The sequence below is a fragment of the Marinobacter sp. UBA5687 genome, from assembly GCF_002420325.1.
Lineage (GTDB): Bacteria > Pseudomonadota > Gammaproteobacteria > Pseudomonadales > Oleiphilaceae > Marinobacter > Marinobacter nauticus.
Window position 1 is genome coordinate 1 of the sequence record NZ_DIHV01000029.1, and the last position, 16,021, is coordinate 16,021.

Genomic DNA, 16,021 nt, shown 5'->3' on the forward strand with positions numbered 1-16,021 from the left:
GGAATTAACCAGACGGAACACTAGCGCTCCACAGCACAATGCGACCAAAAGCATAAGGCGTGACCTCGGAAGCCGCGAACCCCGCTTTCGCCAACGAACGCGGAAACGCGATGTCGGCCGAGAAATACAGGTCATAGGGCGCACCCTGCTGAATCTGGGTGTGGAACTTGCCCGACGAGCCAGAAATGACTTCCACTTCGTCAGCCGGATTGGCCTTCTTGAAGGTGGCGACGATTTCATCCATGGCGAACTTCAGGTCGGCCGCCGCAGTGACGGTAACTTTTTCAGCGTGTGCTGCCGCTGCGAACAGGAGCGCGCAGGCGAGCAACAAGGGGCGTAGGAGTTGCGTGGGCAGGTTCCTTTTCATCGAGTCATGGCACGAAAGAACCCGCCGCACTGTTTGTCGGGTTCTCTACAGCGTTAGGTCAAAAAAGACATAACGATAAGTATATAGCAGTATCCATGCCAAGTCATAACCGAAATCGAGAATGGATCAGTTCGCCAGGTCGCGCAGGGCTTGCAGTTCCTTGCCTGCGCCGGCGTTGAGACTGGTCTCCAGGGCGTCGTAACGCTCGATGAGCTGCTGCCCGAGCGTTGTCAGGGATGCGCCACCACCGCCTTTACCGCCTGTCGCCGTTTCGATAACCGGCTGGCCAAACCCCTCGTTAAGTGAATCAATAAGGAGCCAAGCGCGCTTGTAGGGCAAGCCGAGCGAACGGGCCGCTGCCGCAATGGACCGGGTCTCGCCGACCGCTCGCAGCAGGTCGATCTTGCCGGGGCCGATGGCGATCCCATCACCGATGTATACGCGCGGTCGTATTAAGCTGGCATGTGGTTTGTTTCTTTTGGCATTCATGGCTCAGAGGCTATTTGAAATTGAAATGGCGCTACCTTGCCGCTCCAAGAGAAGGCAATCACGAAACCGTTGTATGTGGCAGTATTGCCAAATACCGGAGCAAGGAGCTAAGGCAGAAACCCGATGTCCTCGATTCGCGCGGCTAACAGTGCCGCTGGAACGGTCTCATCGTCGGCATCGGTGACCATCAGCAGATCGATACCGCCCTCACGGACTGACGCGGAAATACCTTCCACTTTCCAGGGTACTGCCAGTTGCTCACGGTAGATGAGTTTGCCTTTGGCCGACATGACGCCGATCACTGTTCCCAGGCAGGCACCGTCGTGATAACTGTCCTGGGTGTCCTCGGCGACGGCGGAAAACACAAAGCCGCCCTGGGGCAGCGCCATACCATCGGTAAAGCCCAGCGGCACATTATCGATGTCTCCCAACTCCACCTCGATGATATTCAACTGTGTGGGAAGAAAGTCAGCAGGCCGCCCTGGCGCGATAAATTCAGGGAGCGCCAGACGAATAATGGCATTCAGTCGATTGCCTTTGTTGGCGCGTTGCAGTAGCACCAGTTCGGCACCATCGACATAAGCGCCTTCCAGGTTCAGTCTGCCTATGCGTGTTTCCAGAAAGTCGTACCAGGCACCCAGTGGCAGGATGTGTGCGGCGGATTCGGGAAGGCCATCGGCGTTCAGCGGCACCATTGCGCCACGTCGACGATTGGTTGTTGACGCGCTGCCCAGCGCCAGCAGGGCCCCGAAGGGAAAGTCCGCAGCGGGTGGCAGCAGAGTGAGTGCCTCGAGGTCAGGCTTTTGCCGCTTTCGCTGCTGGTGTTCGCGGGGCAATTCGCCGGGGAACAATGGCAACAATCGACCCGATTCAGATCCCTCAAGTGAAAATACCCCCAGATGCAGCTCATCGTCGGCAACCACGTAAGCCGTATCACCGACACACACAAGGCCGCTGGCGGCACTGACATGCGCCGGGCGGTCTGGATGGGATGGCCGGTTTAGCGTAAGGTCGCGCAGGTGATGGACGGTGAGCATAACGGATCAGCTGCGCGGAGTTCCAAGTGCATCGTCTAAGAGCATTGACCACATCGTGTCGCCGAACTCAATCAAACAATTCACTGAGAAATGATTTTCGCTTGTGATATTTATGCGGCTTTTCATAATGGCCATGATGCCCTTGTGAATAATTAGGGGTCGGCTGTGGTGCCTGAGCCGGCGCAGCGGTGGCTGAGCGCTCAATGATCTTGTCGAGTTCACCCCGGTCAAGCCATACGCCACGGCACTGCGGGCAATAATCAATTTCGATACCCTGGCGCTCGGACATGACCAGGTTGGTTTCGTTGCAGACGGGACATTTCATGATACTTTCCTCTTTTTGTTGTTCATTGTTAAACTGTGTCTGGCTATTCAGGCTGCGCTGACTGGAAGAAGTTAATTCGCCGCGCCCTCGGATAAAAAGCCTTACTCAAGGTTTAGCGCCAATTGTTCTGGTTTTTTCTCGCTTTCAAATCGGCAAACCGTTAGTTCCACCGTGACTCGGCTTCTCGCCGCTCGAACACCACATCCTGCCCATCCGTAAGCAGCTCCCGGATACGCCAGGGCACGCCCTGCGGATCAAGCTCAACCAGACCGATTCCGGGGCCATTGAGCAGGCGGCGGCCGTGTGCAGTACCTTTTGGCTTACGCGGGATCACCCGCATGTGCCGTCGCCTTGTCAGCCAATTTAAGGGCGAACGGGTTGAATACAACCAACGGTTAACATGGTCGAGAACTGCCAACAAACGCGGTGGAAATGCATTGCGTATGGCACTGCTGCAAATTTGCCAGATATCCGGGCCACGGGTTCGGCCGCGCAATTCAATGTCATAGACAAATGAATAATGGACGTCGCCGGAGAGCACGACAAAATGTTTGGGGGTTCTGGGGTGGCGAAAGATATTCAGTATCGCATTCGCTGAGCCAGGGTGAGCCATCCAGTTTTCGGCATCGACCATAAGGGGTTGTCCAAACCCGCTGAATACCCGCTGAATGATTTCGATGAGTTTGACGCCAAAGATGGGCGCTGGCGATACCAGTAGTACGGAATTTAATCCCAGTAAGCTTTGTTGTAGATCCGTCAACGTCTCCCAGTCCATCAGGCCAGAAGGCTTATGAGCCGATGATTCTGAGCGCCAGCGATGGGTTCGGCTATCAATAACAACCAATGGCGGGGTGGTATGCCAGGTGTAATGCCATTGATCAAACCGCAGTAATCGGTCGATCAGGTCATCGTGTACCTCGGCCCCGGGATCTTTTAAGGCAGCCTGTACCAGCGTCAGGAGCTCGTCGCTGAAGGCGTCGGGATTGTTGCCCCAGGCCTGATTTAACCAATAACCAAGCAGCGCATTGCCGATGACCCGCCTGGAAAAGGGGTGCCCATAGGCCACTTCCTCCCAGCCACGACTGAGGTTCCAATCATCGGTAATGTCGTGGTCATCAAAGATCATCGCTGTGGGTACATGGGCCAGAAGCCGCTGGACGGCGGGCAGCCCGGCGATAAACTCCTCTATTGCCTGACATTCGCTCTGGTACAAGGAGCGGGAGGCGAGTTGCAGGCTCGGTGGCGGATTCAGATTGATCAATGGCCATAGAGCTGGCGACCAGACCAGCAGGTACATTGCCAACACCTCGCCGAGTGTGATCAGGTGGTTGTGGGCGCTGTCTGCAGTGAAGACCGGCTTCTCGACACCACCGAACAAGACTTCGATCAAGGCGACATTGCCCTTGTGACGCGGCAACAGCGTTTCGCGCTGGTACAGGCTGGCGGGATGCCTGTATAGCCCCTCGGCATTCACGATCCCAATCTTTTCACCACCGGCGAGGGGCTCATCGGGAAGCCCCAGCATTGCGACCACCTGGTGAATCGCGCAGAGCATCGGCCCCGCGACATCATCGGCATAAATCTGGTCCCCGGTTAACACCAGCATGGATGGCCAGGCCGGTCGGTCCTGCTGAGCTGCCGATTCTATTGAGGAGTGTTCTAAGGGAGTTGACGCCTGCTCGAGGCAGCGCGCCAGAAAACGGTCGGCCTCAACCAGTCCATCCCCTCCCGGGTGGTGTGGCTTTCGACACGATCCGTGCAACAGGCTACTAACTCGCGACGGCACAATGAAACCGGGTGAGTTTTGCAATGGGTAACACAACCCGGCTGTCCACTCGTTGGTATCAATCCAGCGGGTATTAACGCTTTGCAGTCGTTGCACATCAAGTGTGTAGGAAATCCAGGTGTCCTGCGGCAATGGTGAGTCAAGCTCAAGGTCGATCAGCAGGTAATGCAAATGCTTGCCCGCACTTATCAGGCGATACTCTGGCTGTCCTGGCTCCAGTTGGTAGTGAGCGATTGACTGTTTGTCAGCGAACGAAAAACGAACGCGCAAGGGTTCGCTTATCGCCAACCAGAACACCAGCCGTTCAGGTGTTGTGCGGCGCAGCAAGGGGCCCGCAAGCACCAAGGGCAGTGAGGGATCAACGTCGCTCACAACCAGCCCTTGCGCTTGAAGTACCAGTAGGGGGCAATACCGGAAATTATCATCAAGCAGATGGCCCAGGGATAACCCAGCAGCCACTTGAGTTCCGGCATGTACTCGAAGTTCATGCCGTACATACTCGCCACCAGTGTCGGTGGCAGAAACACGACAGCGGCGATGGAGAAAATCTTGATGATCTGGTTCTGCTCGATATTGATAAAGCCCTGGGTTGAGTCCATCAGGAAGTTGATCTTGTCGAACAAAAAGGTGGTGTGGGACATCAGGGTTTCCACGTCGCGCATGACTTCACGCAGCGTCTCGGCATGCGCCGGTTCAGCGCGTAAGTGGCGCAACAGAAACGAAATATCACGCTGGGTATCCATCAGGCAGAGCCGGATTTTACCGTTGCTGTCCTCCAAGCGTGCCAGTCTGCTGATGGCGTCCTCCAGTTCGGATTCCTCATCCTCCAGCACCAGGTAGCTGACCTGTTCCAGTTGGCGGTGCAGGTCTTCGAGTGTGTCGGCATGATTCTCTACTTTTTGTTCCAGCAGCGTCACCAGCAATTCCTGAGGCGACTTGGCTTCCACTTGACCTTTTCTGGCCCGCATGCGTAACAAGCGGAAATCCGCCAGATCGCCTTCGCGGATGGTGATCAAACGCTCTTTTTGTAAAATACAGGCGACATTGACGGTCTGGTGCCGTCCTTCCGACTGTGCCAAAAACAATGAATGGACGTGGACCCCGGCCTGATCGACGAAACAACGGGCCGAGGCTTCAATCTCTTCCACCTCATCGGATTCCGGAATGTCGGTGTGCAGCATGCGTTCGAGCAGCTGACGCTCATGTTCATCCGGTTCATGGGCGTCGATCCAATCAGCCTTTGGCAAATATTCCCCGAGTTGATCGGTGGAGCTACTGATTTCACGGATCACTCCGCCTTCAATGTTGAACAGTTTCAGCATCAGTTCACCTCGATATGCTGTTCTTTAAGTGCTCGCCAGGCGGTGGTTGGCACTTCCTGTAATTGTCCACCTTCAGTATCGATGAAAAGTGCGGCAATACCCTGCTGCTTTGCCACCTTGACGCCGTTACGACTGCCGAGGCAGAGCAAGGCGGTGGACCAGGCATCCGCCTCGGTGGGATTATCATGCACAACGGTGACAGAGACGGTATTATGGGCCACCGGTCTGCCGGTTCGGGCATCCAGGATATGGCTGTAACGCTGACCTTGTTCATCGAAATAATGGCGGTAGGTTCCCGATGTCATCACCGCCGTGGGTGTGTCACGGCCGATGGTGAGGGCCTTTTCCACGGATCGCCCTTCGGGGAGTGGCCGCTCCACCCCAATGCGCCAGGGGGAACCATCCGGTTTGTGGCCGCGGGTTTGCAGCTCTCCGCCGATCTCCACCAGATAGTTCTGGATACCCGCCGCTTCCACCACCGCCGCAATGCGACTGACACTGTAGCCCTGGGCAATGGAGGAAAGATCCACCCGCAGTTTGGGGTCGGACTTTTGTAGCAGATTGCCCGAAGGTGAAGACAACTTGCTGAACCCAATATGTTGCCGCACTTGAGCCAATACATCGGGCGAGGGCGGCGTCAGGGTGTCCCCGGTAAAGCCCCACAGATCGAACAGCGGTTTAATAGTCAGGTCGTAACAACCCTGGCTGGCTTCGCTGATAGTACGTGCTGTGCGCACCAGCGTCACGATTTCCTCGCCGACCTCCACCAGCGCTGTGGTTTCCGAACGGTTGAAGCGTTCAATGTCCGAGTCGGCGCGATAATTGGACAGCACCGTATCCAATCGCGAAAACTCGGCGTCAATGTGCTTCTGCAAGGTGTTCAGATCCACGCCGCCCGGCTGCCAGACCGTCACGTGCCAGGTGGTACCCTGGGCGAAGCCGGTCAGGGTTTCCACCTGCTCCGTGCGGCTACAGGCACTCAGAAGCAACAACAGGATCGAAACCAAAGCTGCCCGTATCATCCCGCCTGCCCCCCGACAACGGAGATCACCAGCCAAGTATTGTAGGCGGCAAAGGCCATCAGCAGCAGACTGCCCTCGATCCGGTTGATCCGTCCCTCGCCGCGAAATCCATAGGCCATGACAAACAATCCGACGGTCATGGCCATCATCACCGGCCAGTCCCGCGTCATGACCTCCGAAGTAATGTGTGGCATCGGCGCGATGACGCCGGCGATGCCCACCACGGCCAGCAGGTTGAACATATTGGAGCCGACCACGTTGCCGATGGCGATATCGTGCTCGCCCTTGCGTGCGGCAATGACCGAGGCCGCCAGCTCCGGCAACGAGGTGCCTAGCGCCACGATAGTCAGACCAATAATCAGGTCGCTCACGCCCAGTGCCTGGGCGATGGTGACTGCGCCCCACACCAGGATACGGGAGCTGATGATGAGCAGTACGAGGCCAACCACCAACCAGAAGATGGCACGCCCCAGGGTCATGGCGTGATCGGACAGCTCCTGCTCGGTTTCCGCCTCCAGCGCATCGCCGCGGCCCTTAAGCGCGGAATAAACGCTCCAGCCAATCAGGCCGAAGAAGCCAGCCAACAACACCAGCCCTTCCCCGCGGCTCAGTGCGCCGTTCCAGAACAGCATGCCGGACACCAGCCCAATAATTAGCAGCAACGGCAATTCCTTGCGCACGATCTTCGAATGCACGGCGATGGGCGCCACCAATGCGGTGATCCCCAGAATCAAACCGGTATTGACGATGTTAGAACCGATGGCGTTACCCAACGCCAGATCCGGATTGCCATCCAGGGCCGCCATGGCCGACACCACCATTTCCGGTGCCGAGGTGCCGAAACCGACAATCACCATACCAATCAGCAGCGATGGCATGCCTACATGCCTGGCGGTCGCCGCCGCACCCTCGACGAAGCGGTCCGCACTCCAGACCAGTAAGGCAAAGCCACCCAGGATGGCCAGTAACGCGAATGTCATATCAACTCCTCAATGCATCAAAACCCAATAAATCACGCCAGCCAGCACCACGCGGTAGATCACGTAGGGCCACATGCCGAAGCGATTGAGCCATTTCAGGAAAAAGTGAATGGCGGTCAGCGCCATCAGGAAGGACGTTACTCCACCGACCAGAAAGCTAAGCCAGTCAACACTGGTATCGCTGCTCGCAACCTCCAACAATTTGGCGCTGGCAGCCAACCCAGTAATAGGAATGGCGAGCAGGAACGAGAAGCGTGAAGACGCCTCGCGACTGAGGCCCAACAGCAATCCGGCCGTGATCGTGGCCCCCGAACGGGACGTGCCGGGGATGAGCGAAACCGCTTGCGCCAGACCCACGAGAAGCGCATCCCGCCAGCCCAAAGTGGACAGTTCCCGCTGCCGATTGGGTCGCCAGTCCGCCCAACCCAGCAGGAGCCCAAACACCAGTGTGGTGAAAAAAATGATCTGGACGGAGCGCAACTGGTTGTCGATCAGATCGAGGAGCATCAAGCCCGCCACAGCTGCCGGTAACGTGCCAAGCACCAGAAAGTACGCCAGCCGACCTTGTCCGACAAAACGTCGCTGTACCACCGACGTCACACAGTCGCGGGCCAGCGCGGTCACGTCGCGATGGAAGTAGAGAATAACCGCCAGCAAAGTTCCGACGTGCACTGCCAGATCAAAGGCAACACCCTGATCGGCCCAACCCGCCAAAGCAGGAACCAGTATCAAATGGGCGGAGCTGGAAATCGGCAGGAACTCGGTAATGCCCTGAAGAATGCCAAGCAAGAGGGAATGAAACAGATCCATTAGCGTTCCTTGTATGGGGCTGGAGCGCCAATCGGCAGGTAAACAAGATTCACGCAGGTATCCTCAGGGGCGGAAGACTTATACCAAGGCACACACGAACGACCACCCCGGAGCGTTGCGTTGCGCCTTAGGTCTTGTCAATCCGACTGGGACATGACCGCCACGAACCTGTGGGTTCGGAGACTGTTGACGGCCAACTCAACGTGGGTTGAGAGACTACTCCCCTAAGAATGCGGGGAAAATAGCAAATTTTGACTGGAAAGGCGAGGACGAAAAAATAGGCAATTCGGCCTAATCCCATCAGCGATGATCGCCACAATCCTCCCATCGGTGTCTGCCCTGCGTTGGGTTCTACCCGTTCTAACCCGTTACTTTTTGTATCGTGATACAAAAATCTTCACCGGCGACGCCTAAAGAGCTGGAGGGATAGGACATAATACATGTCGATATTTTGATACTCTAATAGAGTGTGGCTAAATGCATGTGTCTTAATTGAAGTAACCAACTTTATTAGTAAGAAGACCACCGTTTCAGCTCTAGAACCAGCGACGAAGTTATCAATATTATTTATTATCGAAATCCTGATAGAACTATTTCTATGTGATTTATCTATGATTTGTTACCATCTTTATTATGATACGACACCATCAGACTCTAACCATTCCACCTCCCAGACTGGATATGGCCGAATACGAAAACCTGTGATTAACAAGCTATCCTAAGCCACGCCCGCCAAGGCAAGCTTCATATCAACAAACGCTCCGAGCCCCTGACATTCGCCACGCAATAGAACCGCAACGTTGGTGTAGCTTTCTGCGCGGCAATCACCATGAGCCCGAATGCCATAATGAATGACCTCCACAGCCTCGTACTGACCGTCTAGTTTCTCCACAAACGCTAAAATGGCTTTTCGGATACCCACCCGTTCATTCATCACAGCTTGCACTATTGCTGCAGAGGGTATTTCATCGCCTTCCAACATATAACTTACCTGGCCGTTTCGCTGATTATTAGGTGGGGATGCCGTGCTTCAATCGACCAACCAGAGTTCTAACCATTTCGATGCCTTTTGGCGAGTTAAGCAGTTCACTTGGAGTCCTATAGTTTAAGCCCCGTACTTGTGAGCATACCCAGTGATCAGCTGCACTTTTGTTGCCGTGGAAAAGATCCAAAATTTCAGCGTAGGCTTGGCTGCGCAGTTGGTCGAGCTCAGCATTACTTATGGACGCATATTCCAAACCAACAGGCTCGGCGTTTTCCCAGGCTTGCAACTCTTCTGGCATGAGTGCTTCGGGATCGCACTGAGCAACTAGCTCATCAAGACTGACACGGTGGCCCTGACCGGCATCCAGCTCTTCCATAGCCTTAACGGTGGTGACATTGGGTGTTTGAACCTTTCTCAAGTGTCCTCGGCGACCAAAAATGAGCACAGCAGAGAAGGCACTGTTTTCGGTGTCAGAGAATTTTTCCGATGCTTGATACTCGCCATCCCAATCCTGAGCATTTCGGTACCAGGTGACCTTCAGTGGCTTTAAGCCGGCAATGTCGTCGTAACCTGTTTCATAACCCTCTACCAACACAGGCGTTTCGGCAGGTAAAACTTTCAGTCGTTCGATCAATTCCTCAGCTGTCATGGCTCGGTCTCCCGCGTTATTCAATATCCAGCACTATCGGTGGGTTTGTAGGCTCATATCGGACGGTACAGGTACTGGCGTTTATCAGCCGGGCCTTACCCAGAAGATACTCTCCGTATCCTTCGTGTATGTGGCCAAAAACATGCGCTTTCAGTGACAACTGTCCGATTCGATGGAGCAGATCCACACAACCAACATTCTGGCACCGGAATCCCATTCGTGCCTCATCTCCAACGCCCTTTGGTGGGCCGTGGGTAATGAGTACATCGGTGTTTTCTGGGATCTGCATCCAACGGTCATGCAAAGGTTGGCCGCGATCCAGCATGAATGCCCAATCCAGAAACGTTGGTGTCCAGGGCGAACCCCAGAATCGAATTCCCTCGATTTCAACGCCGCTATCCTCAAGGTAGATCGCATTCGTCAAAGCTTCTCGTGCGAGGTCTGGGGTCTCTTGAAACGCCCAATCATGGTTCCCAGCGACCACAATTTTATATCGATGGGGCAGGGTTCCGAGCCAGTCGTTGAGGTCGTCCACGTTGTCCAGTGTGCCAGCGCCCAGGCAGTCGCCAGCATGGATTAGTACATCACCTTCAGGGATCTCGGGTATACGACGATGCAGGCTGTGGGTGTCAGAAATACAAACGAGCCTCAAATTATGCTCCAGATTTGCTGAGCACCAACTACTCATTGGCGCTGCTAAACGGTGCTAATAGGGTGGAGTCAGCAGCTCTGCTTCCAGAGCCCAGTTCATAAACGGCAGTAATCGAACCATGTTACGGGCATCATCGACGCCGCGATGATGGTGTCCCTCGGCTGTTAGACCGTGAAATGCCAGAGCATGAATCATCCCATTCTTCCTTTTCTGCCCTGTCGTCCGGCGCCAGATCCGCTTTAGGTTCAGGTGCGGGAGGCGCATGAAAGCCGGGGCGCATCCGTACTCTTGGCCAGAAGCCTGGATATGGAGACGGTCGTAATTACCCCAACTGCACCAGATAAAATCCTCACTGGGCTGTCCCAGCCACTCATCGATCATCCGGCACGCTTCCGGAAAAGTTGGGGCGGTTTCAATCATAGGTTGGGTGATGCTGGTTAACGATGTACAGAATTCGCTTAGTTCTGGGTTCTTCGTTGGCCTTACCAAAAATGACTGGCTATCCAGTAGCTCTCCATTCCGATTGGCCAGGGCGCAACCAAACTCAATAATTTCCATGTTCGCGGTATTCTGGGGTTCGCCGGTTGGTGTTGTTCGGTTCTCCCAGCACGTTGCCTCCAGATCGACAACCAACAGAGGGCGGTTATCCATACGGTGATCAGCTCCCAACCCAGTCAAAAATCTCGTTAGCTCGCACCAGCGTTTATGCTCCAGAATGTCCGCGTGATATTGAAATCTTAGGGCCTTTGCTCCATGTGAACCGAGGCAAGATGCAAAACGCTATGTAGGTCTCCTCGCTTCAGCATTTTCAGCGGCGTATCGTCAGTATGCTCTGGGTTGTGTCTCGCTAATAAAAACCGGATAAGCTCCTCTGGCACCCAAGATGCTGTCTCGACCAGCAAAGTTTGAAGCCCTGCAAGCACCTGCCCTTTGGGTTCACCAAACTGGAACCGTGGAAAGCTTAGCTCTCCGGAGGCCGTACGTCGGGCAATCAGCGCGTTTCGCAGTGTAAGTGCTCTAACATCCTTTTCACTGATCTCCAGCAGCTGCGCAACCCATTCAGACGATACGAACCCGCCCGCATTCTCAACCAGCTTACGGAACCGCTCAGAGCCTTTCAAAAGTAGGTTATCCATTCGATGATCGCCTTCCAACCCAATCGAAAATTTCGTTGGCTTGCACCAAGGTTACGTTCCCTGTTTGCTCCAGGGTATCAATCCAAACCTGATTGCCTTTTCGAACCACTTCCGCTGTACCGATGTGTCCAGACACAACAGCTGTCACGCCAGTTATTGCTTGGTTTGGCCCTTGCGCCCGATTCCACGGCCAAGTGCAGTCTATCGCGAAGCGGTCGGACAGTGCAGCTTGCTGAACATCTTGCCAGTTATCTGCGGGGCTCTGTGCATGAACAAGCCCAAGATTGCCACGCTCGCATGCCAGAGTGATCGTCAAAGGCATTTGCTTAACGCACTGGGCAGTCAGTTTTCGATATTCAAAAAAATCGATTTTGTCGACCCACTCACCTCCAATGAGTCGATGCTTTTCCCGGTACCGGAAGTCGAAAGAGCTGGCAACGAACATCAGCTCATGGTTTCCCATGACGCTTTGCACATAATCCGTAGCTAACACCCAATTCAGTAACTCCTTGGATTTTGGTCCACGATCCACCACATCACCTAAAAGAAAAAGCCGATCTTGAGCAGGGTTGAAGGCCGCACCAGTCAGTGCCCGTTGCAGCGCACAATATTGGCCGTGTAGATCACCGCAGAGCCAGTCAGTCCCGGCGGGATTTTTTGATACGAACCTGTGCGCTGAGATCTTAGGAACCAAAATAACCACCTCAATAGATCACTGACATTATAGGTCTTCTCCATATTTACTGTACTTTGGCAGCGCTGGCGACGCCACAGCTCGTTCGTGAGCCCAGCCTTCACCTTCGGGGGCTGCATCAGGCGCATAAAAATAGTTATACGAGCGGCCCGGCAGCGACCTATTGCGTCCGCATGCTTCATGCGCGCTCAGCGGTCAGTAGATATGCGCTGGCACACTCTCAAAGAGGTTGTCAGCTTCCTCAACCTTGGAGCGCGAAATCCAAATAGACTTCGAGTTAACATTAATGTTAAATTAGCGTTAATGTTAATTGAGATTCGGCAGAGATCCATGTTTTTAGACATCCGCACCCGGCTGCAGTATGAGTTCATAGAAATGTTGCTCGCATACGAAGGCCAGATAACAAACCAGCGGCTGCGGGAGAAGTTTGGTATTACCAACGTGCAAGCTTCACGAATTCTGGCATCGTATCGAGAGGCGTACCCACGTAACACGCAAACGCAGAAGGGACAGGTACGCGGGCGATATGTGCCGACGGCTCGTTTCAATCCCGAAATTGCCAACCTGAGCGTCGAGGGCTATTTCCGGTCGGTGGGGGCCCCGATTGGTAATGTTCAGGTTGAGGATGCCCAGAAAGACTTCACTAACGTCGACCCGGCGTTGTTCCGGATCATTCATTCAGCAATGAATCATTGTTCCGCTGTTAGGGTTCTCTATCGTTCCATGAATCACCCGGACGGGCTTGAAAGAGTGGTTCATCCACTGGCCTTTGTATTCTCAGGACGTAGGTGGCACATGAGAGCGTTCGATGAAAGCACGGTGGAGCACCGTGACTTCAATATAGCTCGGGTTTGGCAAGCTGAATCCACGTCGAAGAATACAGATACGCCCATTGATGCCGAGTGGGAAGAATTAGTACACCTTGAGTTTCGCCCGCACCCATCATTGACCCAAGGCCAAGAGCAATTAATTCGAGACGAGCTCTTCAGGGGTGCCATTAGCAGACGCGTTACCACTCGGCGAGCTTTAGTCCGATACCTTTTGAGAGATTTGGAAGTCGCAGAGGACCCGAAAACTCAGCAGCCCCCGCAGTATCAACTCTACCTGCACCGAATTGATTCAACCTAAACTGCACACCACGTGTATTTTTTTGCTCGATATGTTCTTGTTGTGTCGAGTTTATACTCGATAAGTCTGTATTGCGTTGAGCTTAAGGTTTATAATTACGACTATGAAAAATCAAGATAATCAGTACCTAAACGAATTGCGCGATTACTACGCCGAAAATGGCGTGCTGCCGTCATTTTCGGGTATCGCATCTTTGGTGGGGCTAAAGACCACTTCGGCAGTCTCTGCGATGGTGGGACGACTTAAAGAAGCAGGCTTCCTTGTGTCTATGCCTGACAAGCGACTCGCTCCTGGCCCGCGCTTTTACGAACGTCAAGAGGTCGCTGGAACTGCACGAGCCGGCATTCCTGAAGCTATTATCGACGTAACAAGCAATCCCGTTCTGATCGACCGCCTGTTGATCGAAGAGCCTTCTCGTACAGTGATTATTCCCATTCGTGGAGATTCCATGATTGAGGCGGGCCTGATTGAGGGCGACAAGCTCATAGTTAAGCGAGGAGTGCCGTCAAAAGCCGGCGATATCGTGGTGGCTATCGTGGATGGTGAGTTCACTGTGAAGTACCTCGCCAAAGACTCCCGAGGTTTTTACCTGAAACCCGGCAACGCGGCCTTTGATGATATTCGCCCGCAAAACGAATTGGAGTTATTTGGGCGAGTGACGGGGTGCTTTCGGGTTTATTCATGAGACTAATACGCCAAAAACATACGAATCATATCACTATTCTAAGGGCACCCCATGGATGACATCACTGAGCTTGAATCGCTGCCCGTCGAGCAGCTAATTGAGATGATCCGCGAGAAAACCGGGGCCGGTGTCAACCTCTCCTTTCCCGGCAAGGTTCTTGCGCGTCAAATCGGCCGCCGTGTGCGGCCTCGCAATCAACGCACAGTGAAGTCTCGGAGTGCAGGCGATGAGCGTGGTCGTGCGCGGAACTTGATTCTAGAGGGGGATAATCTCCAGGCACTGGCATCTCTGTACCGAGAGCGAGGCCAAATCGATCTGATCTTGACCGACCCCCCATATAACACCGGCGGTGACTTCCGGTACAACGACAAATGGGATGTCGATCCCAACGACCCTGACATGGGGGAGTTCGTTGGGAGCGATGACCCTGCGAAGCACACCAAATGGATGAAGTTCATGTATCCACGTCTCCAGATGATGCGGGCAATGCTCAAGCCTTCCGGCGTACTCGCAATCTGTATAGACAGTCGCGAGCTGTTCCATCTTGGCCAGATGCTTGACGAGCTCTTTGGCGAGGATAACCGACTCGCGATCATCAACTGGCAGAAAACGGCAGCTCCTCGCTCCGACAAAAACGGCATCACGGCTACAACCGAGTACGTCTTGGTCTACGCTCGTGATAAATCTCGCTCGAAGACCTCTTCCCTAAAGCGCACCGAAGGAGATAATCGGCGGTACGGTAATCCAGATTCGGATCCACTGGGATTGTGGCGTGAAGGCAACCTCACCGCGCGTACCTGGTCACAAAGCAGCGACTACGGGATTCAGTCTCCATTCACGGGAGAGTTCCATTATCCGGCGGGTGAGGGTGCTTGGCGGCATACCAAGAAAAACATCAAGACGTGGTTAGAGCAATGGGGATCTGCATACATCGAGAAATCAATCAACGACGGAAAGGCCAAGGCCCTTGCATTGGCTGAAGGATTTAGTCCAAAGGTCTCGCAGCGCGCTAAAAATCGGCTTAGCAAGCCCGGATGGCCATTTATATGGTTCGGACGAGACGGACAAGGGCGGCCGCGAACGAAGACCTATCTTGAGCGGGTAAAGAAAGGCAAGGTTCCAGTCACCTATTGGGCGGATGAAGAGATGGACTTTCCTGTCGAACTCGGCTCTACATCGTGGGACTTTGAGGAATCGGGGCGGAGTAGCGACGGATCGGGAGAGCTGACGTCAATAGTCGGCAAAGGGCATGGATTTACAACAGTGAAGCCACTGAAACTAATGATGAAACTGATTCAGTTGTGGGCCCCGGACGGAGGAACCGTCCTTGACCCGTTTGCGGGTTCAGGTACAACTGGGCACGCAGTGCTTGCGCTTAACTCCATGTCTGGTAGTGACCGGAGGTTCATCCTCGTTGAGCAGGGCCGCCCTGAACGAGGCGACTCCTATGCGCGTGGACTTACGGCGAAACGTCTTCAGAAGGTGGTTTCTGGCAAATGGTCCAACGGCAAGGGGCATGCACTCGCCGGCGGCTTCACCTTCAAGGTGCTGGAGAAGAAAGTCGACGCGAAGACTCTCCTTTTAATGGAGCGCGACGAAATGATAGACACCGTCATCGCTTCGCACTCGAGCACAGGCAGCCGAAGATCAGCGGCTCTCATTACTGTCGGGAACGAAAACGGACCCTATGCTTACCTCGTCGCTAAAAATGCAAGCAACGAGGGCATCTACTTGGTCTGGTCCGGCCCGGGCTCTAACACTGATCTCACGGAAGAGGTATATGAAGCAATTACCGAGGAAGCCGACGCCGCCGAATTGGCAGGCGTCTACCACGTGTACAGCAGACGGAACCTGATCGTAACTGATGATGTAATATGGTACCAAATACCTGACCGCATCCTGTCTGACTTTGGTCTGGACGTACGCAACGAGTCTTTCACAGAGGAGAAGTAAA

At 54.3% G+C, this 16,021-nt stretch carries 18 protein-coding genes; 3 read left to right on the forward strand and 15 right to left on the reverse strand.

From position 1 onward, the window contains the following. Positions 1-4: 4 nt before the first annotated feature. The 15 genes from modA to B3Y70_RS03195 all read right to left on the reverse strand — a co-directional run bounded on the left by modA (position 5) and on the right by B3Y70_RS03195 (position 12,254). On the reverse strand, positions 5-367 hold the full coding sequence (gene modA, locus B3Y70_RS03125) for a molybdate ABC transporter substrate-binding protein (RefSeq protein ID WP_288589177.1): 363 nt from the start codon (positions 365-367) through the stop codon (positions 5-7). Between the two features lie 126 nt (positions 368-493). Next, positions 494-856, reverse strand: coding sequence for a winged helix-turn-helix domain-containing protein (locus B3Y70_RS03130; protein ID WP_288589178.1), 363 nt, complete (start codon positions 854-856; stop codon positions 494-496). 107 nt (positions 857-963) lie between these two features. Further along, positions 964-1,893, reverse strand: coding sequence for a DUF6929 family protein (locus tag B3Y70_RS03135; protein ID WP_288589180.1), 930 nt, complete (start codon positions 1,891-1,893; stop codon positions 964-966). A gap of 67 nt (positions 1,894-1,960) precedes the next feature. Next, entirely contained in the window at positions 1,961-2,218 is a 258-nt protein-coding gene (locus tag B3Y70_RS03140; protein ID WP_288589181.1) for a zf-TFIIB domain-containing protein, read from the reverse strand. 160 nt (positions 2,219-2,378) lie between these two features. Continuing rightward, the gene (locus B3Y70_RS03145; RefSeq protein ID WP_288589182.1) at positions 2,379-4,376 is read right to left on the reverse strand and encodes an alkaline phosphatase D family protein; all 1,998 of its coding nucleotides are present in this window, start codon (positions 4,374-4,376) and stop codon (positions 2,379-2,381) included. Then, on the reverse strand, positions 4,373-5,326 hold the full coding sequence (corA, locus tag B3Y70_RS03150; RefSeq protein WP_288589183.1) for a magnesium/cobalt transporter CorA: 954 nt from the start codon (positions 5,324-5,326) through the stop codon (positions 4,373-4,375). The genes B3Y70_RS03145 and corA overlap by 4 nt, the downstream gene beginning before the upstream one ends. After that, on the reverse strand, positions 5,326-6,318 hold the full coding sequence (locus B3Y70_RS03155) for an FAD:protein FMN transferase (protein WP_288589184.1): 993 nt from the start codon (positions 6,316-6,318) through the stop codon (positions 5,326-5,328). The genes corA and B3Y70_RS03155 overlap by 1 nt, the downstream gene beginning before the upstream one ends. A 26-nt stretch (positions 6,319-6,344) precedes the next feature. After that, positions 6,345-7,328: a calcium/sodium antiporter gene (locus B3Y70_RS03160; protein ID WP_286893345.1), complete on the reverse strand. Its 984-nt coding sequence runs from the start codon at positions 7,326-7,328 to the stop codon at positions 6,345-6,347. 9 nt (positions 7,329-7,337) lie between these two features. Next, entirely contained in the window at positions 7,338-8,138 is an 801-nt protein-coding gene (locus B3Y70_RS03165; RefSeq protein ID WP_286893344.1) for an undecaprenyl-diphosphate phosphatase, read from the reverse strand. Positions 8,139-8,856: 718 nt separating this feature from the next. Continuing rightward, positions 8,857-9,120: a hypothetical protein gene (locus tag B3Y70_RS03170; RefSeq protein ID WP_286893342.1), complete on the reverse strand. Its 264-nt coding sequence runs from the start codon at positions 9,118-9,120 to the stop codon at positions 8,857-8,859. 28 nt (positions 9,121-9,148) lie between these two features. Continuing rightward, a complete protein-coding gene (locus B3Y70_RS03175) occupies positions 9,149-9,772 on the reverse strand; it encodes an antitoxin Xre/MbcA/ParS toxin-binding domain-containing protein (protein WP_286893341.1) in 624 nt (207 codons plus the stop codon). Positions 9,773-9,788: 16 nt separating this feature from the next. Further along, positions 9,789-10,424, reverse strand: a complete 636-nt coding sequence (locus tag B3Y70_RS03180; RefSeq protein WP_286893351.1) for a metallophosphatase domain-containing protein — start codon at positions 10,422-10,424, stop codon at positions 9,789-9,791. A 54-nt stretch (positions 10,425-10,478) separates the two neighbouring features. Then, complete coding sequence (locus tag B3Y70_RS03185; protein ID WP_286893339.1) at positions 10,479-11,075, reverse strand: 3'-5' exonuclease; 597 nt, start codon at positions 11,073-11,075, stop codon at positions 10,479-10,481. Positions 11,076-11,161: 86 nt separating this feature from the next. Next, positions 11,162-11,560, reverse strand: coding sequence for a hypothetical protein (locus B3Y70_RS03190; protein WP_286893337.1), 399 nt, complete (start codon positions 11,558-11,560; stop codon positions 11,162-11,164). Next, positions 11,553-12,254 carry a metallophosphoesterase gene (locus B3Y70_RS03195; protein ID WP_286893335.1) on the reverse strand — a complete coding sequence of 234 codons (702 nt, stop codon included), beginning with the start codon at positions 12,252-12,254 and terminating at the stop codon, positions 11,553-11,555. Before B3Y70_RS03195 ends, B3Y70_RS03190 begins: the two co-directional genes overlap by 8 nt. A 330-nt stretch (positions 12,255-12,584) precedes the next feature. Between B3Y70_RS03195 and B3Y70_RS03200 the strand changes: the two genes are divergently transcribed. The 3 genes from B3Y70_RS03200 to B3Y70_RS03210 all read left to right on the forward strand — a co-directional run bounded on the left by B3Y70_RS03200 (position 12,585) and on the right by B3Y70_RS03210 (position 16,020). Then, complete coding sequence (locus tag B3Y70_RS03200; RefSeq protein ID WP_286893333.1) at positions 12,585-13,382, forward strand: WYL domain-containing protein; 798 nt, start codon at positions 12,585-12,587, stop codon at positions 13,380-13,382. A 103-nt stretch (positions 13,383-13,485) separates the two neighbouring features. Continuing rightward, positions 13,486-14,067: a LexA family protein gene (locus B3Y70_RS03205; RefSeq protein ID WP_286893331.1), complete on the forward strand. Its 582-nt coding sequence runs from the start codon at positions 13,486-13,488 to the stop codon at positions 14,065-14,067. Positions 14,068-14,118: 51 nt separating this feature from the next. Next, entirely contained in the window at positions 14,119-16,020 is a 1,902-nt protein-coding gene (locus B3Y70_RS03210; RefSeq protein ID WP_286893329.1) for a site-specific DNA-methyltransferase, read from the forward strand. Position 16,021: the final 1 nt, after the last annotated feature.